The organism is Streptomyces sp. NPDC015131, assembly GCF_043079975.1.
Lineage (GTDB): Bacteria > Actinomycetota > Actinomycetes > Streptomycetales > Streptomycetaceae > Streptomyces.
Window position 1 is genome coordinate 272846 of the sequence record NZ_JBIBVB010000006.1, and the last position, 22571, is coordinate 295416.

Annotated in this window: 18 protein-coding genes; 10 read left to right on the forward strand and 8 right to left on the reverse strand. The window is 74.1% G+C overall.

The genetic code is table 11. The features are described from left to right. Positions 1 to 14 precede the first annotated feature (14 nt). Both ACF08D_RS24515 and ACF08D_RS24520 read right to left on the reverse strand, forming a co-directional pair. Positions 15 to 236 (reverse strand): sigma-like protein, encoded by a 222-nt coding sequence (locus ACF08D_RS24515; RefSeq protein WP_392225210.1) that lies wholly within the window; start codon positions 234 to 236, stop codon positions 15 to 17. Positions 237 to 495: 259 nt separating this feature from the next. Beyond that, complete coding sequence (locus tag ACF08D_RS24520) at positions 496 to 3450, reverse strand: BTAD domain-containing putative transcriptional regulator (RefSeq protein WP_392225212.1); 2955 nt, start codon at positions 3448 to 3450, stop codon at positions 496 to 498. A 244-nt stretch (positions 3451 to 3694) separates the two neighbouring features. Between ACF08D_RS24520 and ACF08D_RS24525 the strand changes: the two genes are divergently transcribed. The 4 genes from ACF08D_RS24525 (at position 3695) to ACF08D_RS24540 (ending at position 7071) form a co-directional block, all read left to right on the forward strand. Beyond that, positions 3695 to 4288 (forward strand): pentapeptide repeat-containing protein, encoded by a 594-nt coding sequence (locus ACF08D_RS24525; RefSeq protein WP_392225214.1) that lies wholly within the window; start codon positions 3695 to 3697, stop codon positions 4286 to 4288. 54 nt (positions 4289 to 4342) lie between these two features. Further along, positions 4343 to 4756: a PaaI family thioesterase gene (locus ACF08D_RS24530; RefSeq protein WP_392225216.1), complete on the forward strand. Its 414-nt coding sequence runs from the start codon at positions 4343 to 4345 to the stop codon at positions 4754 to 4756. 298 nt (positions 4757 to 5054) lie between these two features. Continuing rightward, entirely contained in the window at positions 5055 to 6626 is a 1572-nt protein-coding gene (locus ACF08D_RS24535) for an APC family permease (RefSeq protein ID WP_392225218.1), read from the forward strand. 127 nt (positions 6627 to 6753) lie between these two features. Beyond that, the gene (locus tag ACF08D_RS24540) at positions 6754 to 7071 is read left to right on the forward strand and encodes a cupin (RefSeq protein ID WP_392225219.1); all 318 of its coding nucleotides are present in this window, start codon (positions 6754 to 6756) and stop codon (positions 7069 to 7071) included. Between the two features lie 96 nt (positions 7072 to 7167). Here ACF08D_RS24540 and ACF08D_RS24545 read toward each other — a convergent pair whose 3' ends face one another. Genes ACF08D_RS24545 through ACF08D_RS24555 form a run of 3 tightly spaced genes read right to left on the reverse strand, consistent with a single transcriptional unit; the run spans position 7168 to position 9811 of the window. Beyond that, positions 7168 to 7497, reverse strand: coding sequence for a putative quinol monooxygenase (locus ACF08D_RS24545; protein WP_392225220.1), 330 nt, complete (start codon positions 7495 to 7497; stop codon positions 7168 to 7170). A gap of 37 nt (positions 7498 to 7534) precedes the next feature. Further along, positions 7535 to 8320 (reverse strand): IclR family transcriptional regulator, encoded by a 786-nt coding sequence (locus ACF08D_RS24550; RefSeq protein ID WP_392225221.1) that lies wholly within the window; start codon positions 8318 to 8320, stop codon positions 7535 to 7537. Between the two features lie 24 nt (positions 8321 to 8344). Next, on the reverse strand, positions 8345 to 9811 hold the full coding sequence (locus ACF08D_RS24555) for a CehA/McbA family metallohydrolase (protein WP_392225223.1): 1467 nt from the start codon (positions 9809 to 9811) through the stop codon (positions 8345 to 8347). A 100-nt stretch (positions 9812 to 9911) separates the two neighbouring features. Between ACF08D_RS24555 and ACF08D_RS24560 the strand changes: the two genes are divergently transcribed. The 3 genes from ACF08D_RS24560 to ACF08D_RS24570 all read left to right on the forward strand — a co-directional run bounded on the left by ACF08D_RS24560 (position 9912) and on the right by ACF08D_RS24570 (position 14631). Continuing rightward, complete coding sequence (locus ACF08D_RS24560) at positions 9912 to 10739, forward strand: TIGR03619 family F420-dependent LLM class oxidoreductase (protein ID WP_392225225.1); 828 nt, start codon at positions 9912 to 9914, stop codon at positions 10737 to 10739. A 27-nt stretch (positions 10740 to 10766) separates the two neighbouring features. Then, positions 10767 to 13355, forward strand: a complete 2589-nt coding sequence (locus ACF08D_RS24565; protein ID WP_392225226.1) for a bifunctional FO biosynthesis protein CofGH — start codon at positions 10767 to 10769, stop codon at positions 13353 to 13355. Between the two features lie 154 nt (positions 13356 to 13509). Beyond that, positions 13510 to 14631, forward strand: coding sequence for an ADP-ribosylglycohydrolase family protein (locus tag ACF08D_RS24570; protein ID WP_392225227.1), 1122 nt, complete (start codon positions 13510 to 13512; stop codon positions 14629 to 14631). 219 nt (positions 14632 to 14850) lie between these two features. Here ACF08D_RS24570 and ACF08D_RS24575 read toward each other — a convergent pair whose 3' ends face one another. The 3 genes from ACF08D_RS24575 to ACF08D_RS24585 all read right to left on the reverse strand — a co-directional run bounded on the left by ACF08D_RS24575 (position 14851) and on the right by ACF08D_RS24585 (position 17104). Then, positions 14851 to 15060 carry a DUF397 domain-containing protein gene (locus ACF08D_RS24575; RefSeq protein WP_392225228.1) on the reverse strand — a complete coding sequence of 70 codons (210 nt, stop codon included), beginning with the start codon at positions 15058 to 15060 and terminating at the stop codon, positions 14851 to 14853. Between the two features lie 195 nt (positions 15061 to 15255). Further along, positions 15256 to 16125, reverse strand: coding sequence for a helix-turn-helix domain-containing protein (locus tag ACF08D_RS24580; RefSeq protein ID WP_392225230.1), 870 nt, complete (start codon positions 16123 to 16125; stop codon positions 15256 to 15258). Positions 16126 to 16369: 244 nt separating this feature from the next. Beyond that, positions 16370 to 17104, reverse strand: a complete 735-nt coding sequence (locus tag ACF08D_RS24585; RefSeq protein ID WP_392225232.1) for a GPP34 family phosphoprotein — start codon at positions 17102 to 17104, stop codon at positions 16370 to 16372. A 176-nt stretch (positions 17105 to 17280) separates the two neighbouring features. On the opposite strand from ACF08D_RS24585, the gene ACF08D_RS24590 reads away from it, so the two are divergent. The 3 genes from ACF08D_RS24590 (at position 17281) to ACF08D_RS24600 (ending at position 22417) form a co-directional block, all read left to right on the forward strand. After that, entirely contained in the window at positions 17281 to 19557 is a 2277-nt protein-coding gene (locus ACF08D_RS24590) for a hypothetical protein (protein ID WP_392225234.1), read from the forward strand. A gap of 398 nt (positions 19558 to 19955) precedes the next feature. Next, positions 19956 to 21659: an MFS transporter gene (locus ACF08D_RS24595; RefSeq protein WP_392225606.1), complete on the forward strand. Its 1704-nt coding sequence runs from the start codon at positions 19956 to 19958 to the stop codon at positions 21657 to 21659. A 53-nt stretch (positions 21660 to 21712) separates the two neighbouring features. Further along, entirely contained in the window at positions 21713 to 22417 is a 705-nt protein-coding gene (locus tag ACF08D_RS24600) for an adhesin (RefSeq protein WP_392225236.1), read from the forward strand. Positions 22418 to 22571 lie beyond the last annotated feature (154 nt).

Here is a 22571-nt window from a genome sequence, read left to right on the forward strand (position 1 = left end):
CGGGAAGGCTCCCGTCAGCCCGCCGGCGGAGCGGGCGTGTGGTGGTCCCCCAGGGCGGCCTTCTTCGGCGGCGCCGGGGTGTGGTGGTCCTTCATGGTGGTGATGGCGTCCTGGGCGGGCGGCGCCGGGGTGTGGTGGTCCTTCATCGTGGTGATGGCGTCCTGGGCCGGCGGGGCCGGGGTGTGGTGGTCGCCCATCGTGGTGATGCCGTCGGGCTTCTTCGCGGTCTGGCTCATGTCTGTTCCCCCGTAGGTGCTGATCGGTGTGTACGCGCCTTCTGTCCGGCGACTCCCCCGAGGACCGCCGGGCAGAAGGCTGACCGGCCCGCGTACCCCCCGTGGCGGCGGACCGACTGGAAGAGATCCTGCCGGACGGGCATAAACATTCGATGAACGCCCTGCTCGTATCGTGTCACTGACCCCGTGACACCGGCTCCGTGTCACCGGCTCTGTGTCACCGGCCCCGTGTCACCGACTCCGTGTCACTGACCGGGTGTCACGCCGCCGACAGGGGCGAGAGCAGCTCCCGGGCCTCCTCGGCCTCGGCGGCCCCCGACTGCTCGTGCAGCGCCAGCGCCTCGCGCCAGCACGCCCGGGCCCGGCCGGTCTGGCCGAGCCGCTCCAGCGCCCTGCCCAGGGTGATCAGGACATTGCCCCGGATGCGGTCGCCCCCGATGCAGCCGATGGCCAGCGCCTGCTCGGCGTGCTGGGCGGCGCGCGCCGCGCGCTGCGCGGACAGGTGCGTCTGCGCGATGCGGAAGTGCGTCGTCCCGGCCCACAGCCGCTGCCGGTTGGTCTCGAACCGGTGCAGCGCCTGCGCCAGCTGCTCCAGCGCCTCGGCGTGGTGACGCGCCTGGGTCAGCGCCACCCCCAGCGCGTACTGGGCGTTCGCCAGGCGCAGTTGGTGCCCGATGCGGACGTAGAGGTCGACACCCTGCCGGGCCAGCGAGATCGCCTCGGGCACCCGGCCCACCGCCAGCTGCGTCCGCGAGAGGTTGCACAGGGCGCTCGCCTCGCCCGGCAGGTTGCCGTCCGCGCGCGAGCCCTCCATGGCGCTGCGCAGCCGCTTCTCGGCGTCCGCGTAACGGCCCTGGTTGAAGGCGATGATGCCCCGGTCGTTGTCGGCCCAGTAGACGGGGGCCGCGTCCTGCGCGGACTCCGCCAGCCGGGCGGCCTGCCGGGCCTCCCGGTCCGCCTCCTCGTAACGCCCCGCGACCAGGTGGACGTTGGTCATGGAGGTCCGGGCCCGTCCCTCGGCGCGGGCGTCGCCCGAGGCGCGGGCGGCCTCGCGGGCGGCCAGCGCCGCCGCCTCGTACAGCTTGGAGTTCGCGCCCGACTCGGCCAGGTCCTGCGCCGCCCACAGCAGGTCGACCGCGCGGCGCAGCCGGGGCCCCGCCGCCGCCTGCCGGGCGCACGCCAGCAGGCAGTTCGCCTCCGTGTAGAGCCAGTCCAGCGCCTCCTGGCGGTCCGCGAAGGACAGGCCCTCGTAGGCGGTGGGCTCCAGGTGGTCGACCAGCCGGTCGCCGGGGCGCTCCATGGCGAAGACCCGGGACGCGGTCGACAGGTAGAAGTCGAGGAGCCGGGACAGCGCCGACTCCCGCTCCGCCGGGGGCTGTTCGTCCCGGTCGGCGCAGGCACGCGCGTAGAGCCGGACCAGGTCGTGGTAGCGGTAGCGGCCGGGGGCGGCGGACTCCAGCAAGGAGGTGTCGACCAGGGCTTCCAGCAGGTCCTCCGCGTCGTGCGGGGGCAGGTCCAGCACCGCCGAGGCCGCCGCCAGCGAGATGTCCGGGCCGTCAGCGAGGCCCAGCAGGCGGAACGCGCGGGCCTGCGCCGGTTCGAGCTGGCCGTAGCCCAGCTCGAAGGTGGCCTTCACCGCCAGGTCGCCCGCCTGGAGCTCGTCCAGCCGGCGCCGTTCGTCCGCGAGCTTGGCCGCCAGCACCGACACCGTCCAGGTGCGCCGCGCCGCCAGCCGCGAGGCCGCGATCCGGATGGCCAGCGGCAGGAACCCGCACGCGGCGACCACGTCCAGCGCCGCCTCCCGCTCCGCCCGCACCCGCTCCTCGCCCACGATCTTGGTGAAGAGCTGGAGCGCCTCCTCCGGCGACATCACGTCCAGGTCCACCAGGTGCGCCCCGGCCAGGTCGACCATCCGCACCCGGCTGGTCACCAGGGCGGCGCACCCCTCGGTGCCCGGCAGCAGCGGGCGGACCTGCGCGGCGTCGCGGGCGTTGTCCAGCAGGACCAGCACCCGCCGCCCCGCGAGCGTCGACCGGTAGAGCGCCGCCCGCTCGTCGAGCGTGTCGGGGACGGCCGAGTCGGGTGTGCCGAGCGCCCGGAGGAAGGCGCCCAGCACCGTCTCCGGCTCGGCCGCCCGCGCCCCGGCGCCCTGGAGGTCCACATAGAGCTGCCCGTCCGGGAAGCGGGGCCGCGCCGTGTGGGCGACGTGCACCGCGAGCGTCGTCTTGCCGACCCCGCCGATGCCCGCGAGCGCCGACACGGCCATCACCGAGCCCTCCGCCGTCGCCAGCCGGTCGCTCAGCTCCCGTACGCACGCGTCCCGGCCGGTGAAGTCCGGCACGGTGGCGGGCAGTTGCGCCGGGCGGGAGACGGCCGGCGCGGGGGAGGGGGCCTCGGCGGCGCGGGCCAGCTCGGTGTCGGCCCGCAGGATGCGCTCCTGGAGCCGCGACAGCTCCGGGCGCGGGTCGACGCCCAGCTCGTCGGCGAGGAGCCGGCGCGTGTCCGCGTACACCGCGAGCGCCTCCGCCTGCCGCCCGCCCCGGTAGAGCGCCAGCATCAGCAGCTCCCGCAGCCGCTCACGCAGCGGGTACGCGGCGGTCAGTGCCGTCAGCTCGGACACCGCCTCCGCGTGGTGCCCGCACTCCAGGTCCAGGTCCAGCCGGGCCTCCAGCAGCGTCAGCCGCCACTCCTCCAGGCGGGCGCGCTGCGTCTCGGCGTACGGCCCGGGCACCGACGCCAGCGGCTCGCCGTCCCACAGGGCGAGCGACTCGCCGAGCAGGGTCCGCGCCCGGTCGCGGTCGCCGCCCGCCCGGGCCTTCTCCGCCCCGGCGGCCAGCTCCTGCGCCAGGTTGAGGTCCAGGGCGTCGGCCGGGACCCGGATCGCGTACCCGCCGGACTCGCTGACCAGGACGTTCGGCGGGAGGACCTTGCGCAGCCGGGAGGCGTACGTGCGCAGCGCGGCGAGGGCCTGCGAGGGCGGCTCGTCGCCCCAGATGCCGTCGATCAGCTCGGCGGCCGTGGCGGTGCGGCCGTCGCGCAGCAGCAGCGCGGCCAGCAGGGCGCGCTGCTGCGGCGAACCGGAGGGCAGGGCCTCGCCGCCGCGCCAGGCACGCACCGGGCCGAGCACGCCGAAGCGCAGGCCGCCGCCGTCCATGGCGGGACCCGGCTGCGGAGCGCGCTGCTCCGGCACGCGCGGCCCGTCCTCACGGTCCATAGCTCCCCCTGCCCTGCCGCTGGTTTCGCCCCCGACAGTCTGCCCTGTCGACGGCGGGCGCGTCAGCAGCGGGTGACGCTCTGCACAAGGTCGTGACACGATCCGCTCCTCGGTCTCCTGACGGTACGTCAGGCGGCGGTCGGCGCGGGGTACGGGTACGGGTACGGGGTCGTCGGCGGCCGGGCCGGCCGGCGACGGTCGTCGGTGGCGTCCGTTGTCAGTGGCGGCCGGTTCAATGGACCGCATGGTGAGCGAACAGGACGCCGTCGTCCGGGACGAGGACTGGTACGGCCGGGAGCTGGGGCCCGGCACGGCGTACTCGGGGTGCGCCTTCTACGACACCGACTGGACGGAGGTGGCCAGCGAGGGCGCGGTCTTCGACGGGTGCGTGTTCGCGGGCGTGCGGTTCAACGCCTCCCGTCACACCGGGACGGCGTTCACCAACTGCGTCTTCCGGTCGTGCGTCTTCTTCGACACGCGCTTCGCGCAGTGCAAGCTGGTCGGCAGCCGGTTCGAGCGGTCGCCCTTCACGCTGCTGGAGGCCGACGGCGGGGACTGGTCCTTCGCCGGGCTGGGCGGGGCGGATCTGCGCGGGGCCTCCTTCGACGGCGTACGCCTGCGGGAGGCGGAGCTGACCGGGGCCGACGCGCAGGGCGCGACGCTGGTGCGCTGCGACCTGTCCGGCGCGGAGCTGCGCGGGGCGCGGCTGCGGGGCGCCGACCTCCGGGGCAGCGACCTGTCGTCGCTCGACCCCCGGACGGCGGAGGTGGCGGGCGCCCGGATCGACCCGGAGCAGGCGGTGGTGATCGCGACGGCGCTGGGCTTCGCGCTGGGCTGAGGGCGGAGGGCCGCCGGGGGTTTCGGCGGCGGGCCCGGGCGGCAGCATCCGGGCATGACTCTCACCGCCGCCGGAGCCGACAAGATCCTCGCCGACAACTTCGCCCCCTGGGTGCTGGAGCTCGGCCTGTCCGTCGTCGAGACGGGGGAGGCGCACGCCGTGCTGCGGCTGCCCTGGGACGACCGGCTGGCCAGGGAGGGCGGCGGGCTGTCGGGGCAGGCGCTGATGGCCGCCGCCGACACGGCCACGGTCATCGCGGTGTCCTCGGCGCGCGGGGCGTTCGTCCCCATGACCACCGTCCAGCAGTCCACCAGCTTCCTGCGGGCGGTGACGGGCGCGGACGTGCTGGTGGAGGCGCGGCTCACCAAGATCGGCAAGCGGATGGCGTTCGCCGAGATCACGCTCACCGCCGAGGGGGAGGCGGAGCCGGCGGCCCGGGCCTCCACGGTGTACGCGCTGCTCGGCTGAGCGCCCCGCCCGGAAGGGCGGCGGGCCGGGCGGGGGACGGAGCCGGGGGACCGGGCCGGGGGACCGGCCGGTGACCTCCCCGAAAACGGCACGGGAAAATTTGAAAACCGGCAAATCGGACACCGCTGCGGTTCCCGCATATCGGACGGTGCGGTTTTCACCTACCAATCGGTCTGTCGGGCTCCGCGCCGAACTTTCATTCCTTGCCCGCAGCGGTGTTTGCACCATGCAATGAAAGGCAGAGATCGCGGAGCGCCTTCTTCCGGATATGGAAACCGCAGCACCTAACGTCCTTTCCATGACTCAGGTGGAAGCACGGCCCCAGGCCGGAGACACGGTAAGGGGCGTCACCCCAGCGGGTGGCACCGGCGACGTACGGTCCAAGGGGCTCGGCGGCAACTCCGTCGGACTGGTGGGCAGTGCCGTCATCGGCCTCTCCACCGTCGCCCCCGTCTACTGCCTGACGTCCACGCTCGGCTCCACCGCCGGCGAGGTGGGCCTCCAGATGCCCGCCGTCTTCCTGGCCGGCTTCCTGCCGATGCTCCTGGTGGCCTTCGCGTACCGCGAGCTGAACCGGGCCATGCCCGACTGCGGCACCTCCTTCACCTGGACGGTCAAGGCGTTCGGCCCCCGCATCGGCTGGATGTGCGGCTGGGGCCTGGTCATCGCGACGATCATCGTCCTGTCCAACCTGGCGGGCGTCGCCACCTCGTACTTCTGGCTCCTCGCCGGCGAGATCAGCGGCAACCCGGACATCGCCGCCCTGGACGACAACAAGGGCGTCCACATCCTCACCTGCCTCACCCTGATCGCCATCGCCACGGCCGTCAGCTACCGGGGCATGACCGCCACCAAGGGGCTCCAGTACACCCTCGTCGGGCTCCAGCTCGTCGTCCTGGCCGTCTTCGTGGCCATGGCGTTCTCCAAGGTCGGCAGCGCGGACTTCCCCACCGGCGCCGAGTTCTCCTGGTCCTGGCTGAACCCCTTCGCCGTCCAGTCCTTCTCGGCCTTCACCGCCGGCCTCTCCCTCGCGATCTTCATCTACTGGGGCTGGGACGCCTGCATGGCGACCAACGAGGAGACCACCGGCAGCGCGAAGACGCCGGGCCGCGCCGCCATGATCACCATGGTCGTGCTCATCGGCTCCTACCTGGCCACCGGCATCGCCGCGCAGATGGTCGTCGGCTCCGGGGACACCGGCCTCGGCCTGGCCAACCCCGACACCTCGGACAACGTCTTCGCCGCCCTCGCCGGGCCGGTCATGGGCAGCGTCCTCGGCGTCACGCTGTTCGTCGCCGTCCTCGCCTCCGCCACGGCCAGCCTCCAGACCACGTTCATCCCCGTGGCCCGCACGGTCCTCGCCATGTCGACGTACGAGGCCCTGCCGAAGTCCTTCACCAAGGTCCACCCCCGGTTCAAGACGCCGGGCCTGGCGACCGTCGTCGCCGGTGTCGCCACCGGCCTCTTCTACGCGGTGATGACGCTGGCCAGCGAGAACGTCCTGGTCGACACCATCTACGCGCTCGGCCTGATGATCTGCTTCTACTACGCGCTGACGGCCTTCGCCTGCGTCTGGTTCTTCCGCAGGGAGCTGGCGAACTCCGCGAAGGACCTGCTGTTCAAGGGCGTCCTGCCGGCCCTCGGCGGGCTGATGCTGACCGCCGTCTTCGCCAAGACGCTGTACGACATGTGGGACCCGGCGTACGGCTCCGGCTCGTCTGTCCTCGGCGTCGGCTCGGTGTTCGTGATCGGCGTCGGCCTGCTGCTCCTGGGCGTCGTGATCATGCTGGTGATGCAGCGCCGCAGCCCCGCGTTCTTCCGCGGCGAGGTCCTCAGGAAGGAGACCCCGGCCCTGGTCATCGAGGACTGAGGCGGCACCGGGGCGACCCCGGACGCGACCGGCGTACACCTGAGCCGGAGGGGCGGGCACCGTGGGACGGCACGGCGCCCGCCCTTTCCATGTGCGCGGCGATCGGCGGGGCGGCAAGGTGGACGGTATGTACGACCTCAACGCGATCGCAGAGGAACACCTCGTCGCCGCCCACGCCGACGAGCACGGCCGCAGCGCCAACCTCATCCTGCGGGACCCGCCGCTGCGGCAGAGCGTCATCGCGCTCACCGCCGGCACCTCGCTGGACGAGCACAACACGCCACCCGCCGCCTCGCTCCAGGTGCTGCGGGGCGTGGTGCGGGTGACGGCCCAGTCCGGCGACGTCGAGCTGACCATGGGCGCGCTGCACCTGCTGCCGCCGGAGCGGCACGGGGTGACGGCGGTGACGGACGCGGCGGTGCTGCTGACGGCCGTCAACGACTGACGGCCCTCCCCGGCCGACGGCCCGCAACGACTGACGGCCCTCTCCGGCTGGGCGACCGTCCACGACCGACGGCCGTCACGACCGGGCCTCCCCGGCTCAGGCGCGGGGCGTCAGCTCCGCCATGGCGTCCCAGCCGGTGCGGCCGGGCAGGTCCACGTTGATGATCTCGGGCGTGGTGGCGACGGCACCGGCCATCGCCTCCAGCCCGGCGGCGAAGTGCGCCGACCCCACGTGCGCGGCGCCCGCGTCCGCGTCGGCGAACGCCTCCAGCAGCACGAACCGGTGCGGGTCCTCGGTGTCGCGCGACCAGTCGAAGAAGAGGTTCCCGGGCTCGGCGCGGGTGGCCCGGGTGAAGTCCCCGACCAGCGTGAGCCACTGGTCGGCGTACTCGGGACGGACGGTGAACCTGACGGCGATGAAGATCATGCCGTTACGGTGCTCCCGGCCCGGCCCGCCGTCCAGCTCACGCGCCCGCGTTTCCGGCACCGCCGTAAAACGCGGACCCGGAGAAGGCGCGCACCGAGTCCGCCACCGCCGCCCGCACCCTGCCCCGCCCGCGCGCGAACCGCTCGGTCGGCAGCGACACCGACAGCGCGTGCACCGCGCCCCCGGCGCCACCCGGCACGACCATCGCCACACAGGTGTACGCCGGGTCCGCCTCGCCCACCGACACGGCGTACCCCTGCCCCCGCACCCGGGCCAGCTCCGCCTCGAAACGGTCCGCCGCGGTGATCGTCCGCTCGGTGTACCGCGCCATCCCGTGCGCGGCCAGGTACCGGCGCCGCTCCCCGCGCCCCAGCCCCGCCAGCAGCGCCTTGCCGTGCGCGGTGGCGTGCGCCCGCACCTCCGGCCCCGGCACGAACGGGTGCGCCGTGTCGGTGACGGGCGCCGTGCTGTTCACGACGGTGATCCGGCCGTCCCGGTACGCCGTGAAGTACGCCTCCGCCCCGCTCTCCCGCCGCAGCCGCGCCAGCACCTCGCCCACCCCGGGCGCCGCCACCCCCACGTGCCGCTGGAACGCCCGGTGCAGCGCGGCCACCCGCGGCCCCGGCGCGTACCCGCCGCCGGCGGCCCGCACCAGGTGCCCCCGCTCCACCAGCGGCCCCAGCAGGTGGTAGACGGTCGACAACGAGCACCCCAGCCGCCGCGCCAGCACCTTCGCCCCGACCGGCCCGGCCGCGTCGGCCACCAGGTCGAGGATCTCCAGCGCACGGCCGACGGACTGGGGCCCGGAACTCGCACTGCTCATGCGTCCGACCCTACGGGCTGCCGGTCAGTGCCCCGGCACGCCCAGGAACACCGGGTTGGTGAACGCCGCGAGCGGGCCCGGGAGGCCCGGGGTCACCGGAGGGTGGCGGACCTCGGCGCGGACATAGGTGGCGTACGCGGCCGTCGTCGTCCAGGTGACCGTGCCCGCGCCCGGCGCCGGCAGGGGGGCCGAGTGCAGGGTGCCCTGGTCGGTGACGAAGTGGGCGGTGCAGCCCGGGGCGCCCGTCACGTCCAGGCGCACCGTGACCGGGGCGCCGGGCGGCACCGGGAGCCGCTCGCCGATGCCCGCGCGGCCGCCCCGCCCGCCGGTCGCCGCGAAGGACAGCGACACGGCGGACGACTCGGCGACGTAGCTGCGGCCCGCGCGGAGCCCGGCGAGGACCGCCCGCCGGGTCAGGTCGCCGGCGAGGACGACCGTCTGCGGCTCGCCCACCCGCTGCGGCTCGCGGTGCGCGTCACTGGCGCCCATCGCGGGGATCCAGGCGCCCCCGCGGGCCAGCGTGGCGTCCCAGGCGGCGAGGGCGAGCTCGTCGTCCGGGGTGTACGGGCCGTTCCACACCTCCACCGCGTCCGCCTCCGTGAAGCCGTGCCGCCAGCCGCAGCCCACGCAAGGGGAGAACGGGTGCGCCGGGACGGCCAGCCCGCCGGCCCGCCGGATCTCCCGGGCGCACCGCCCGAAGCGGTCGTCGCGGGCCCGGAAGCGCCAGTCGACGAACGTGCCCGGGTCGGTGCCGATCGCGACGGCGTGACCGGTGCGTGTGGTGACCTCCTCGCCGGTCAGGATCAGCAGGTCGTCGCCCCACAGGCCCTCCCACGCCCCGTGCGCGGCGTGCGTGTTGTGCTCCGAGGTATTGATGAAGTCCAGCCCGGCCGCCCGGGCCGCCGCCGCCACCTCGGCGGGGGTGCGCCGCCCGTCGGAGTACACCGTGTGGAGGTGGCAGTCCCCCCGGTACCAGGCCCTGCCCCGCCCGCGCGCCCGCTCCGGCGGGTACACCGGGCGCCGGGCCCGCGCCGGAGGGCCGTACACCAGGCGGACCGTCACCGTGTACGCCAGGCCCTCGGGGGCCACCGTGTACGGGCCGAGCACCAGGTGCCAGGTGCCCGCGCGGACCGGCCCCGCGAGGTACCCGGGCGTGGCGTCGTCGGCGCGGAGGAAGAACTCGCTGCGCGCGCCGCCCGACCAGCCCCGGAACCCGGGCCCGCCCGGCTCGGTGCCCCGTTCGTCGAAGATGCCGATGTCCAGTGCGTTGCCCTGCGTCCCGGGCGGGACGGCGGGCCGCTCGTACGTGTACGACACCCGCAACTCCCGTACCCCGCGCGGCACCTCGACCGGCAGGTACACATAGTCGGGCGAGCCCGGCGGCAGCGTGCCGCGCACGACCCGCTCCGTCTGCCCGGCGGCGAAGGACACGCCGCCGCCCGCCAGCAGGGCCCCCGCGGCGCCCGTCACGAACCCTCGTCTGCCCAGCATGCGTTCCACTTTCCCCGCCGCCGGTGAACCCACCGTCAACACCCGGCCAAACTCACGGAACGCACGGAATGCGCCCCCGCGGGGCCTATGTTGAGACGTCATGCGGATCGCCACGACGATTTTCCTCACGGACGAGACCATCACCCCCGTACGGCTCGCCACCGAGCTGGAGCAGCGCGGCTTCGCGGGCCTCTACCTGCCCGAGCACACGCACATCCCGGCCGAACGCACCACGCCCTACCCGGCGGGCGGGGAGCTGCCGCCCGAGTACGGGCGCACCCTGGAGCCGTTCACCGCCCTCGCGCAGGCCGCCGCCGTGACCGACCGGCTGGGCCTCGGCACCGGGATCACCCTCGTCGCCCAGCACGACCCGATCGACCTCGCCAAGCAGGTCGCCACCCTCGACCACCTCTCCGGCGGCCGGTTCACCCTCGGTGTCGGATACGGCTGGAACCGCGAGGAGGCCGACGACCACGGCGTCGCCTGGAGCACCCGCCGGGAGAGCGTGCGTGAGCGGATGGCGCTGATGCGCGCCCTGTGGGCGCCGGAGCCGACGGCGTACGAGGGGAAGACCGCCTCGGTGCGCGCCTCCTACGCCTTCCCCAAGCCCGCCGGCGGCGCCCCGCGGATCCTGCTCGGCGGCGCGGCGGGCCCCACCCTCTTCGCCCACATCGCCGAGTACGCCGACGGCTGGCTGCCCATCGGCGGGCGGGGGCTGGACGAGTCGCTCCCCGTACTGCGCGAGACCTGGGAGAGGGCGGGGCGCGACCCCGGCGCGCTCCAGGTCGTCCCGTACGCCGTGCACCCCTCGCCCGGCAAGCTCGCCCGCCTCGCCGGCCTGGGCGTCACCGAGACCGTCGTCCAGCTGCCCCCGGCCGGTGAGGCGGAGGTGCTGCGGACGCTCGACGACTACGCCGCGTACGTGTAGCGGAGCCGCACTCGTATGCTCGGGGCCATGACCGACGACCCGGCCGGACGCCCCACCCCCAACGCCATGCGACGTGCCCTGAAGCGGGCCAGAGACGGGGTGGCGCTGGACGTCACGGAGGCCGCCGTGCTGCTCCGCGCGCGGGGCGCCGACCTGGACGACCTGACCGCGTCGGCGGCCCGGGTCCGGGACGCGGGCCTCGCCGCGGCGGGCCGGCCCGGGATCATCACGTACTCAAAGAGCGTCTTCCTGCCGCTCACCCGGCTGTGCCGCGACACCTGCCACTACTGCACCTTCGTGACCGTGCCCGGCAAGCTGCGGCGCGCCGGGCACGGGATGTACATGTCGCCGGACGAGGTGCTGGACGTCGCGCGCCGGGGCGCCGAACTGGGCTGCAAGGAAGCCCTGATCACCCTCGGGGACAAGCCGGAGGACCGGTGGCCCGAGGCGCGCCAGTGGCTGGACGCGCACGGGTACGACGACACCGTCGCGTACGTGCGCGCCATGGCGATCCGGGTGCTGGAGGAGACCGGGCTGCTGCCGCACCTCAACCCCGGCGTGCTGTCCTGGACGGACTTCCAGCGGCTGAAGCCGGTGGCACCGTCCATGGGGATGATGCTGGAGACCACCGCGACCCGGCTGTGGTCCGAGCCGGGCGGCCCGCACTACGGCTCGCCCGACAAGGAACCGGCCGTGCGGCTGCGGGTGCTGGAGGACGCCGGCCGCTCGTCGGTGCCGTTCACCAGCGGGCTGCTCATCGGAATCGGCGAGACGTACGAGGAGCGGGCGGAGTCGCTGTTCGCGCTGCGCCGCGTGGCGCGGGCGTACCACGGCATCCAGGAGCTGATCATCCAGAACTTCCGCGCCAAGCCGGGCACGGCGATGCGCGGCACGCCGGACGCCGAACTGGACGACCTCGTCGCCACCGTCGCCGTCGCCCGCCACCTCATGGGCCCCTCCGCCTGCCTCCAGGCCCCGCCCAACCTGGTCGACGGCGCGTACGCGCGGCTCATCGGCGCGGGCATCGACGACTGGGGCGGGGTGTCACCGGTCACCATCGACCACGTCAACCCCGAGCGGCCCTGGCCCCGGATCGACGCGCTGGCCGAACGGTCCGCCGCCGCCGGCTTCGAACTGCGCGAACGGCTGTGCGTCTACCCCGAGTTCGTCACCCGCGGCGAACCCTGGCTCGACCCGCGCCTGCTGCCGCACGTCCGCGCCCTCGCCGACCCCGCGACGGGCCTGGCGAACCCGGACGCCGAGGTGCGGGGCCTGCCGTGGCAGGAGCCCGACGAGGGCTTCACCGCCTCCGGCCGCACCGACCTGCACCGCACCATCGACACCACGGGCCGCACCGCCGACCGGCGCGACGACTACGACGAGGTGTACGGCGACTGGGACGCGCTCCGCGAGGCCGCCGCGCCCGGCATGGTGCCGCAGCGGCTCGACACCGATGTGCGCGCGGCCCTGTCGGTGGCCGCCGACGACCCGACGCGCCTCACCGACGACCAGGCGCTCGCCCTGCTCCACGCGGACGGCCCGGCCCTGGACGCGCTGTGCCGGATCGCCGACTCCATCCGCCGCGACGCGGTCGGCGACGACGTCACGTACATCGTCACCCGCAACATCAACTTCACCAACGTCTGCTACACCGGCTGCCGTTTCTGCGCCTTCGCGCAGCGCCGCACCGACGCCGACGCCTACACCCTCTCCCTGGACCAGGTCGCCGACCGCGCCCAGCAGGCGTGGGACGTCGGCGCGGTCGAGGTGTGCATGCAGGGCGGCATCCACCCGGACCTGCCCGGCACCGCGTACTTCGACATCGCGCGCGCCGTGAAGGCCCGCGTCCCCGGCATGCACGTCCACGCCTTCTCCCCGATGGAGATCGTCAACGGCGCGACCCGCACCGGCCTGTCGGTCCGCGAGTGGCTGACGGCCGCCAAGGAGGCCGGGCTCGACTCGATCCCCGGCACGGCCGCCGAGATCCTCGACGACGAGGTGCGCTGGGTCCTCACCAAGGGCAAGCTGCCGGCCGCCACCTGGACCGAGGTCGTCACCACCGCGCACGAGCTGGGCATCCGCTCGTCCTCGACCATGATGTACGGGCACGTCGACCAGCCCCGCCACTGGCTGGGCCACTTCCGGACGCTGGCCCGCATCCAGCGGGAGACCGGCGGCTTCACCGAGTTCGTCACGCTGCCGTTCATCCACACCAACGCACCCGTCTACCTCGCCGGCATCGCCCGCCCCGGCCCCACCACCCGCGACAACCGGGCCGTCACCGCCATGGCCCGCGTCCTCCTCCACCCGCACATCCCCAACATCCAGACCAGCTGGGTCAAACTGGGCGCGGACGGCGCCGCCGAGATGCTCCGCTCCGGCGCCAACGACCTCGGCGGCACGCTCATGGAGGAGACCATCTCCCGGATGGCGGGCTCCTCCTACGGCTCGTACAAAGCGGTACGCGACCTCGTCGCCATCGCCACCGGCGCCGGCCGGCCCGCCCGCCCCCGGACCACGCTCTACGGCGAGGTCCCCGAGGAGCGCCGCCGCGCGGCGGCCGCCTCGGACGGGCACCTCCCGGAGCTGCTGCCCGTACTGCCGGTATCGGAGTGACCGCGTGCAAAACCCCACCGGACGGGCGTCCCACCCATAACACTCCGCCCCCCGGACGGCCGGTCGCCTTCGATATACAGTGCTGCGCGCCGGAGAGGCGACGGCCGCGGTCACGGCGACCGTACGGGACGGGCGACGGAGGGACGGACGCGAGGTGAGCGCAGCAGCCGCGGCGGTCTGGGGCCGGGCCGAGCAGCAGGACTTCCGCGCCCGGGTACGCGGCTGCCTCCTCGGCGCCGCCATCGGCGACGCCCTCGGGGCGGGCGTGTCCGGCCTGCCGGTCGAGGCGATCCGCGCCGCCCACGGCGACGCCGGGCTCACCGACCTCGCCCCCGCCCACGGCCGCCGGGGCGCCGTCACCTCCGCCACCCAGCTGTCCCTGTTCACCGTGGACGGCCTGATACGCGCCCAGGTGCGCCGCGACACCGGAGCCTGGCACCCGCCCACCGACGTGCACCGCGCCCATCTGCGGTGGGCCGCCACCCAGCGCGACTGGGGCCCCGACGAACGCCGCGAGGACAACGGCTGGCTGGCCCTGGAGGAGTGGCTGTACGTCCGCCGCGACCCGTCCCGTACGACGCTGCTGGGCCTCGGCGACGAGATCCTCGGCACGCTCGACCGGCCCAAGAACCCCACCGCCCGGGACGCCGGCGCCCTGGTGCGCTCCGCGCCCTTCGGGCTGCTCGTCGGGTGGGAGCCCCACCTGGTGTGCCAGCTCGCCGTCGAGTGCGCCGTCCAGACCCACGGCCATCCCACCGCGTACCTCTCGGCCGGCGCGTTCGCCGTGGTGGTCCACGGGCTGGCCCGGGGGGAGTCCGTCGACGGGTCGGTGCAGCGGGCGCTGGCCCAACTGGCGACCCGCCCCGGGCACGAGCCGGTCAGCGAGGCGCTCAAGCACGCGCTGGGCGCCGTACGCCAGGGGATCCCGAGCCCCGCGCGGATCGCCGCGCTCGGCGACACCGACGGCGAGCACGCCGAGGACGCGCTGGCCATCGCGGTCTACTGCGCGCTCGTCGGCGAGGACGTCCGCCACGGCCTGCGCCTGTCCGTCAACCACGACGGCCCCTCCGAGGTCACCGGCACCCTCACCGGCGCCCTGCTCGGCGCGCTGCACGGCGAGACCGCGCTGCCCCCGGCCTGGCTGGCCGAACTGGAGGGCCGCCCCACCATCCTCCAGCTCGCGGACGACTTCGCCATGGAGATGACCCAGGGCCCCGCCCTGCACGGTCCGGCCAGTTCCTCCCCGGCCTGGCTGGCCCGCTACCCCAGGGGCTGAACCCGCCGAGCGCGGCGCGCCGGGCGCGCGGGGGCCGGGGGCGGACCGGGACCTGGGCCGGGGGGCCGTTCCGGACCGGGGCCGGACAGCAACCAGCCCCCTCGGCCGGGTCGGCGGGCCAGTCGAGAGGGCTTCGGTCGGGCGGTTCGCGGTCGGGCGGGTCACGGTCGGGCCGGCCCCTTCGGTCCCCGGCCGCGCGCGGAGAACCTGCCGGTCCGGTCATGCGCCGGGGGTCGAGCCCTCGCTGACGTCGTCGACGAACGCGGCCCACTTCTCCGCGGAGAAGCTCAGACCACGGCGTCCGGTGTCCTTCGAATCGCGCACCGCGATCGTCCGGCGGTCCCGCGCCTTCACTTCCACACAGTCGCCGTTCACGGCCGAGTAGGAAGACTTGGTCCAGTCCGTCAGCATGTCATGCCGGATCAGCATTGGTGACTCCGATGGTTGTGCCAGTTGAGTGGGTCCTGCCGGGCAGTGCCTGACGCGGCGACTGCCCTACGGACGCTACGCCGCAACATCACCGGCCACAGGGCCCGTTCACCCATCCGGATGGCATATTCCATCGCGACCTGTTCAGTTGTCCGTCGCCCGGTGTATCGTGCGCCGCCCCCGTCGGGGAGACGCTCAGGCGCTGTACTCCCGGGCGTACTCCCCTGCCACGTCGAGGATGAACGCACGGGAGTGCTCGGGGCTCAGGGCCTTGGCCCGCAGGTGCTCGTACATCACCGCGTAGCTCTGCACGTCGTTGGCCTTCTCCAGATAGAGGTCGCTCGTCACGCCCTCCAGATAGACCACGCTGGCGTCCATGGCCTCCTGGAACTCCAGGATGGCGAACTTCCCGTACATCCCCGGATGGGCGCCGACGTCGTAGGTCAGCACCTGGAGCGTGACATGGGGCCGCTCGCTCAGCTCCGCGAGATGGCGGAGCTGGTCGGCCATGATGGACCGGTTCCCCACCACCCGGCGCAGCAGCGCCTCGTCGATCACCGCCCAGAACCGCAGCGGGTTGGACGGGTCCGCGAGGCGGTCCTGGCGCTTGAGGCGGATCTGGATGCGCTTCTCGATCTCGGAGGCCGTCGCCTCGGGCCACATCCCCTCGATCACCGCCTGCGCGTACTCCCGGGTCTGCAGCAGCCCCGGCACGATGAGCGACTCGTACACCCGCAGCGAGGCCGCGTCGGTCTCCAGACCGATGTAGACGCTGTACGGGATGTCCCCGAACGCGTGCCACCAGCCCTGCTGGCGGGAGTCCTTGGCCATCTGCATCAGCGAGTCGACGATGCGGTGGTCCTCGACCTCGTACACCCCGCACAGATCGCGGACGTCGCGCTGGCTGATGGAGCGGCGGCCGTTCTCGAGGCGGCTGATCTTCGACTGCGAGACCAGCAGGCGCTCCGCCACCTCCTCCGCCGTCATGCCCTTGAGCTCACGCAGCCGGCGGAGCTCCTGGCCCAATCTGCGTCGCCTGACGGTGGGGTTGACGTTGGACGCCACGGGAAACTGCACCTCCGGCTCTCGGCTGCGTTGCTGGCGTAGCTCTGCGTATCTACTGCTCAGCAGACTGCCACCAATGCGCTGGTGCGCGCTGGAAAACGGCCACACGCGCCCCCGGAGCGCACGCACGTCCGGACATGCGCGAGCGCGCGGTGCGGCCGGGACGACCGCCCCACGCGCTCGCGCGGCGCCCGGCACCGGACCCTGTGCCGGTCCGGTGCGCGGACGCCGCGGTACGTGCGGCTCAGTGCGCGACGGCGCGGGCCATCGAACCGCTGCGGCTCTGCGGCTGCATCGGGACGCCCGCGCCCGGGCGGCCGCCGCCTCCCGCGCCGGAGCCCCGGCGCGGCTGCGCGCCCACGCCGTTCTGGACGTCCATCACGGCGTGCGCCACGAGACCGCCCATCGGGTCGTGCCGGATCAGGTCCCGGAGCCGGGAGCGCGAGGAGCGCCCCTCGTTGCCCGGGTAGAGGTGCTTGCCGAGACCGACCGCGTGGGCCAGCGCGGCGAGCGCCGCGGTCCGCGGGTCCGGCGGTACGCCGGTGCGGATCGCACTGTCCAGCCGGGCCCTGATCTCCCGGCTGATCGCCGTCTCCGTCGCCTGGTAGCGCGTCGTCGGCAGCACCCCGCACATCTGGCCCTCGACGGCATGCACCATGCCGCACCGTTCCAGATGCGAGAGATACGTCTGGCGCAGCCCCAGCCGGGGCCCGCCGATCCAGTGGACGGCCCGCACCGGACTGCCGCGCCTGCGCAGCAGCTCCAGAGCGGAGTCCAGTGTCGGATCTCCGGTCGGCCGTGGCATCACCACGGCGATACGATCCCCGTCAGGGGCTATCCGTCCTGCCAGAGCCAGCTCCACTAGCTGTGCTCCGGCCAGGCCGAGGTCGAGCGACTGCGGCTGCGCTGTGGTACCCGTGGCCGGGTCCAGAGCGAGCAGCAGAAGCTCCTCCGGAAGTGTTCTGCGGCTCCTGCCCATCCATGCCTCCCCGCGTGGATGAATGACAGGGTGACCCCTCTCACATTGGTCTGTCGAGAGCGCCTGGGTGCTTCGTACGGGAACCGGCAGGTATGTCGTTCTCGTCTTGCACGGGAGCCAAGCGCTCACACAGGACACTGGTACATGGTTCGGGCAAGGCGTGGATCCAAGGAGGCATGGTGGCGGGCGAGTCCCCCGACAAGTCGGAGCAGCAGAAGTCGCCGGGGGAGACGGCATCGGACGTACGCGACCCGAGGCTTGCCGTGACCGGTGACACCACGTCGCCGGACGGGGACGCGGAGCAGCGGCCGGCCGCCGCGGCCGGGGACGGCGACCGGGACGGTGACGCCCGCCTCCGGGACGCCGTGGCGGCGTGGGTCACGAAGACCGAGGACCCGCACGAGGGGGCCCCGGAGGACCCGGAGGCGGAGGGTCCGTCCGAGGAGGCGGCCCCCGTCGAGGACGCCCCCGCCGCCGGGGCCGGGGAGCCCGCGAAGGACGCGCCGACCAAGGAGGCGCCCGTGGTGAAGGCGCCCGCCGAGGATGCGCCCACCAAGGAGGCGCCCGTGGTGAAGGCGCCCGCCGGGGACGCGCCCACCAAGGAGGCGCCCGCTCCGGTCGTGGCCCCCGACGCGGACGCCCCTGACGCGGACGCCCCCGACACGGACACCGACGCGACGGACACCGACGCCGCCGAGACCGACGCGGCGGCCACCGGGACCACCGACACCGGCACTACCGATACCACCGACACCGCCCCCGCCGCCGACGCGCCGGCGGTCGACCAGCCCACCGCCGTGTTCCGGGCCGTGCAGCGGAAGCCGGTGGACCAGCCGACGACGACCCTGAAGGCCGTCACGGCCGCGTCCTCGGGGAAGTCCCCGAAGCCCGAGGCCGAGCCCGGCCCTCAGCCCGGCTCCAAGCCTGCCCCCGCGCCCGAGTCGGACGCCGAGCGCACGAGCACGTTCGTGCCGCTGCGCGGCGACGACGTGCGGCCCGCCGCGAGGAAGCCCGAGCCGCAGGCTCCGACCCCGCCGGCCGCCCGGTCCGGAGCCGCCGCGCCGAAGGCGCCCCAGGCCGCCGCACCCGCCGCGCCCGCCACGGGGACGCCCGCCGCCGCGACGCCCGCGTCGCTCACCGAGCCGGAGCGGACCAAGCAGCAGCCGCTGCCGCCGCGCCCGCCGCTCGACATGCTCGCTGAGCTGACGAACACCCCGCCGCCGCCGGAGACCCCGGTCCGTACCGTGGTCCGGCGTATCAAGATCTGGACCCCGCTGGTCCTGCTCCTGGTGGTCGTCTTTGCGATCGTGCAGTTCGTCCGGCCGCTCCCGGCGCCCACCCTGGCGCTCACGGCGAAGCCGTCGTACACCTTCGAGGGGGGCAAGCCGTCGCTGCCGTGGCCCGGCGAGGGCCAGGGCTACATGTCGGCGACCGGCCTCGGCACGATCGACTCGTTCGGCGAGCAGAAGGCCGTGCCCATCGGCTCGGTCGCCAAGGCGATGACCGCGTACGTGATCCTCAAGGAGCACCCCCTCAAGAAGGGCTCCAAGGGCCCGATGATCGAGGTCGACGCCCTCGCGGAGAAGGAGGGCGGCTACGACGCGCAGAACGAGTCGACGCTCAACACCGTGAAGGCCGGCGACAAGATCTCCGAGTACGACGCGCTCGCCGCCATCATGATCCCCTCCGCCAACAACATCGCCCGGCTGCTGGCGCGCTGGGACGCCGGTTCCGAGAAGGCGTTCGTCGAGAAGATGAACGCCACCGCCAAGGAACTGGGCATGAAGAACACCACGTACACCGACCCCTCGGGCCTGAACCACACCACCGTCAGCTCCGCCGAGGACCAGGTGAAGCTGGGCGAGAAGCTGGTGGAGATCCCGGCGCTGCTGGAGATCACCGCGATGCCGAACTGGTACGACCCGTCCGGCAAGAAGTGGCGCAACTACAACGACCTCGTCCCGTACAACGGCGCCCTCGGCATCAAGACCGGCAGCACCACCAGGGCCGGCGGCAACCTGCTCTTCGCCGCGCACAAGAAGGTCGGCGACACCGACCAGCTGATCGTCGGCGCGGTCCTGGCGCAGTACAAGACGCCCATCCTGGGCAGCGCGATCGCCGCCAGCAAGGAGGCGATGCTCGCCACCCAGGAGCTGCTGCAGAGCCGCACGGTGGTGAAGAAGGGCGATGTCGTCGGGCACGTCGACGACGGCCTCGGCGGTACGACCCCGGTGGTGGCGACCAAGGACGTCGCGGTCGTCGGCTGGTCGGGCCTGACGGTCAAGCTGGAGCTGGGCGACGCCGGCAAGGCGCTGCCGCACTCCGCGCCCGCCGGCACGAAGGTCGGTGAGCTGACCGTGGGCGAGGGCGCCAGCCAGGTCCGGGTGCCGGTGGCGCTCAAGACCGCGCTGGCCGAGCCGGGCCTCGGGGACAAGCTCACCCGCATCGGCTGAAATGACCCTGGGCGCCCCGGAATTCCGGGGCGCCCCCGTGTTAGCGTCCGGGCAACGGATGTCGCCGCGAAGACGTCTTCACGGACAGCACGTGACCAGGACGTGCGGGGCAGGGACGTGGGGGACGACGCAGAGAGCAGAGAGCCGCAGTGACCACCACTGAGCCGACCAGCGCTGAGCCGGCCCGCGCGGAAGACGCCTCGACTTCCCGACCGCGAATAAGGCGTGCTCCCGTCACGCCCTCCTCCCTCGTTCCCCCCGATCCCGCCTCGGGCACTCCCGGCACTCCCGGCACTCCCGGCACTCCCGGCAGCGCGGCGGCGGAGGAGGCGGCGGAGGCGGTGCCGGCACCCGCGGTGCCCGCTCCCCGGACGGCTCCCGCGCCCCGCGCGGGCTTCCTGCGGCACCCGGCGTGGCGCCATCCGGTGAGCGTGGCGACGGGCGCTGCGGCGCTCATCCACGTCGTCTGGTTCTTCGTCTTCGCCAACAGCGGCGGCGACCTCGCCGCCCAGGACGCGTGGGCCGAGTTCGTGGGCCGGCACCCCGACTCCGCGTACAACCTCGCCTGGTACGGCGGGATGCACCCGGTGTCGTACAGCGTCGTGTCCCCGTACCTGATGTCGCTGCTCGGCGTGCGGACGACCATGATGATCGCGGGCACGGCGTCGGCCGCGCTGACCGCGCTGATCCTGGTGCGGGTGCGCGCGGTGCGCAATCCGCTGGCGTGCGCGCTCGCCGGGGTGTTCGCGTTCCTGTGCAACGCGCTGTCCGGCCGGGTCACCTTCGGCCTGGGCATGATGTTCGCGCTGGGCGCGGTGGCGGCCGTCTTCTGCTGGCCGTACCGCTGGCGCAGGAAACGGTGGGCCAAGGCCGCGGTCGCCGCCCCGCTGGCGGGGCTGGCCACGGCCGCGAGCCCGGTCGCGGGCCTGTTCCTGGGCGTGGCGGCGGCGGCGCTGTTCCTCAACAAGCGGCGCCCCGGCGCGTACGCCCTGGGGCTGGCGCCGGTGGCGGTCGTGGCGCTGTCGTCGTGGCTGTTCCCCTTCTCCGGTACGCAGCCGATGTCGTTCGGGTCGACGATGCTGCCGTTCGCGTTCGGGGTGCTCGTCCTCGTCCTCGTACCGCGGGACTGGCGGACGGTCCGCACGGCCGCGGCGGTGTACGCGCTGGGGACCCTGCTCACCTGGCTGATCGACTCGCAGATCGGGTCGAACGTGTCGCGGCTGCCGATGCTGTTCGCCGGGGTCGTGCTGCTGGCGGCGCTGCCGTACACCGCCCGCCGCACCCGCAGGTGGTACGCGCTCGTCCTGGCGTTCACCGTGCTGAACGGCTGGATCGGCTTCAAGAGCGTCGACGACATCGTCCGCACCGCGCCGGACGCGTCCTGGGCTCGGGAGGCCGCGCCGCTGATCAACCAGCTCCAGCAGCTCGGCGCGGAGAAGGCGCGGGTGGAGGTGGTGCCCGCGCGCAGCCACCGGGAGGCGTCGGCGCTGGCCCCGTACATCAACCTCGCCCGCGGCTGGAACCGCCAGGCGGACATGGAGCGCAACCCGGTCTTCTACGACGACACGCTCAACTCCGCCACCTACCGCGACTGGCTGCACCGCTGGGCCGTGCACTACGTGGTGCTGCCCAAGGGCGAGCCGGACACCGGCGCCGAGGAGGAGGCGGAGCTGGTCGGCGACGGCCTGCCGTACCTGCGCCCGGTGTGGTCCGACGCCAACTGGCGGCTGTTCGCGGTGGAGGACCCCACCCCGCTCGCCGACCCGCCCGCCACGGTGGACCGGGCGGGCGCCGGCGAGGTGACGATCCGGGTGCGCACGGCGGGACGGGTGCTGATCCGGGTGCCGTACTCGCCCTGGCTGGCGCTCCTCGACGCCGAGGGCAAGAAGATCGAGCCGCCGCGGGAGACGGCGGCCTCGCAGGAGCGCGAGGAGGGCCCGAGGTCCTTCCGCAATGTCCACGGGTGCCTGCTGAAGGCGGAGGAGGACCGCGAGGGCGACGAGTGGACGGAGCTGCTCGCGCCGAGGGCCGGGGTGTACCGGCTGGCCGCCCCGTACAAGATCTTCCCGCGCGGTACGCCGTGCCCGGAGGAGCTGCGCTGAGCCGCTGCCCGGCTCTCACGGTTACCGCGAGTCGCGCTGCATAGTGGTCCGGCATGGCGAGCGTACGAACTGTGCTGGCGGCGGGAGCCGTCGTGGCCGCGGGCTGCCTGGTCGCCGCGGCGGTCCTGCTGGGCGGTGACGCGGGCTCCGGTTCCGGTTCCGGTGGTTCCGGGGACGGCTCCGGTGCGGGCGGCCGGCTGCCCGGGCAGGGCCTGCCGTCCCGGCTGGCACCGGAGCGGCCCCCGGTCTACACGGTGTGGGCGGGCCCCGGGTGCCGGACGGAGACCACGTACCGCGAGGAGGGCCGCTTCGAGAACGGCGACGCCGCCTGGTTCACGGTGCCGTCCGGCGGCTTCCGCGGCGGTGGCTGCGACGGCCGGTTCACCGCCCTCCCCATGTCGGGCAGCCCCGACCGGGACGGCACCGGCGCGGTCACCTGGAGCTGGCCGATAGGCCCCGGCTACACGCGCTGCGCGCTGGCGGTGTACGTCCCCGAGGGCCGGCGCGACATCGATGTCGCGGGCGACCCGACGGTGTTCCGGGTGCTCGCCGACCCGGACGACCCCGGCTCCGCGTACGCCGTCTTCGGCGTCCTCCAGAAGATCCACCGCGGCAGCCTGGTCCAGGTCGGCTCGTACGACGTCAGGTCGCCGGACTTCACGGTGCGCCTCACCGACCGGGGCCGCGACTGGGGCGCCCGCCCCCTCACCGGCGCCCACCACGCCGCCGCGCAACTCCGCCTGACGTGCCGGGAGTGACCCCGCGCCGGGCGCCTGACGTGCCGGGAGTGACCCCGCCCCGGGCGCCCGACGTGCCGTGCGGGCCTTCCCGCGCCGGGCGCTGACGTGCCGTGAGAGACGGGCGCCGGGACCCGGGCGGCGGTATTGGGCCGGATGGCGCCCACGCGCGCGT

Coding starts and splice junctions, on each gene's coding strand:
- ACF08D_RS24515 (WP_392225210.1), bottom strand. CDS start 236: ATGAGCCAGACCGCGAAGAAGCCCGACGGCATCACCACGATGGGCGAC.
- ACF08D_RS24520 (WP_392225212.1), bottom strand. CDS start 3,450: ATGGACCGTGAGGACGGGCCGCGCGTGCCGGAGCAGCGCGCTCCGCAG.
- ACF08D_RS24525 (WP_392225214.1), top strand. CDS start 3,695: ATGGTGAGCGAACAGGACGCCGTCGTCCGGGACGAGGACTGGTACGGC.
- ACF08D_RS24530 (WP_392225216.1), top strand. CDS start 4,343: ATGACTCTCACCGCCGCCGGAGCCGACAAGATCCTCGCCGACAACTTC.
- ACF08D_RS24535 (WP_392225218.1), top strand. CDS start 5,055: ATGACTCAGGTGGAAGCACGGCCCCAGGCCGGAGACACGGTAAGGGGC.
- ACF08D_RS24540 (WP_392225219.1), top strand. CDS start 6,754: ATGTACGACCTCAACGCGATCGCAGAGGAACACCTCGTCGCCGCCCAC.
- ACF08D_RS24545 (WP_392225220.1), bottom strand. CDS start 7,497: ATGATCTTCATCGCCGTCAGGTTCACCGTCCGTCCCGAGTACGCCGAC.
- ACF08D_RS24550 (WP_392225221.1), bottom strand. CDS start 8,320: ATGAGCAGTGCGAGTTCCGGGCCCCAGTCCGTCGGCCGTGCGCTGGAG.
- ACF08D_RS24555 (WP_392225223.1), bottom strand. CDS start 9,811: ATGCTGGGCAGACGAGGGTTCGTGACGGGCGCCGCGGGGGCCCTGCTG.
- ACF08D_RS24560 (WP_392225225.1), top strand. CDS start 9,912: ATGCGGATCGCCACGACGATTTTCCTCACGGACGAGACCATCACCCCC.
- ACF08D_RS24565 (WP_392225226.1), top strand. CDS start 10,767: ATGACCGACGACCCGGCCGGACGCCCCACCCCCAACGCCATGCGACGT.
- ACF08D_RS24575 (WP_392225228.1), bottom strand. CDS start 15,060: ATGCTGATCCGGCATGACATGCTGACGGACTGGACCAAGTCTTCCTAC.
- ACF08D_RS24585 (WP_392225232.1), bottom strand. CDS start 17,104: ATGGGCAGGAGCCGCAGAACACTTCCGGAGGAGCTTCTGCTGCTCGCT.
- ACF08D_RS24590 (WP_392225234.1), top strand. CDS start 17,281: ATGGTGGCGGGCGAGTCCCCCGACAAGTCGGAGCAGCAGAAGTCGCCG.
- ACF08D_RS24600 (WP_392225236.1), top strand. CDS start 21,713: ATGGCGAGCGTACGAACTGTGCTGGCGGCGGGAGCCGTCGTGGCCGCG.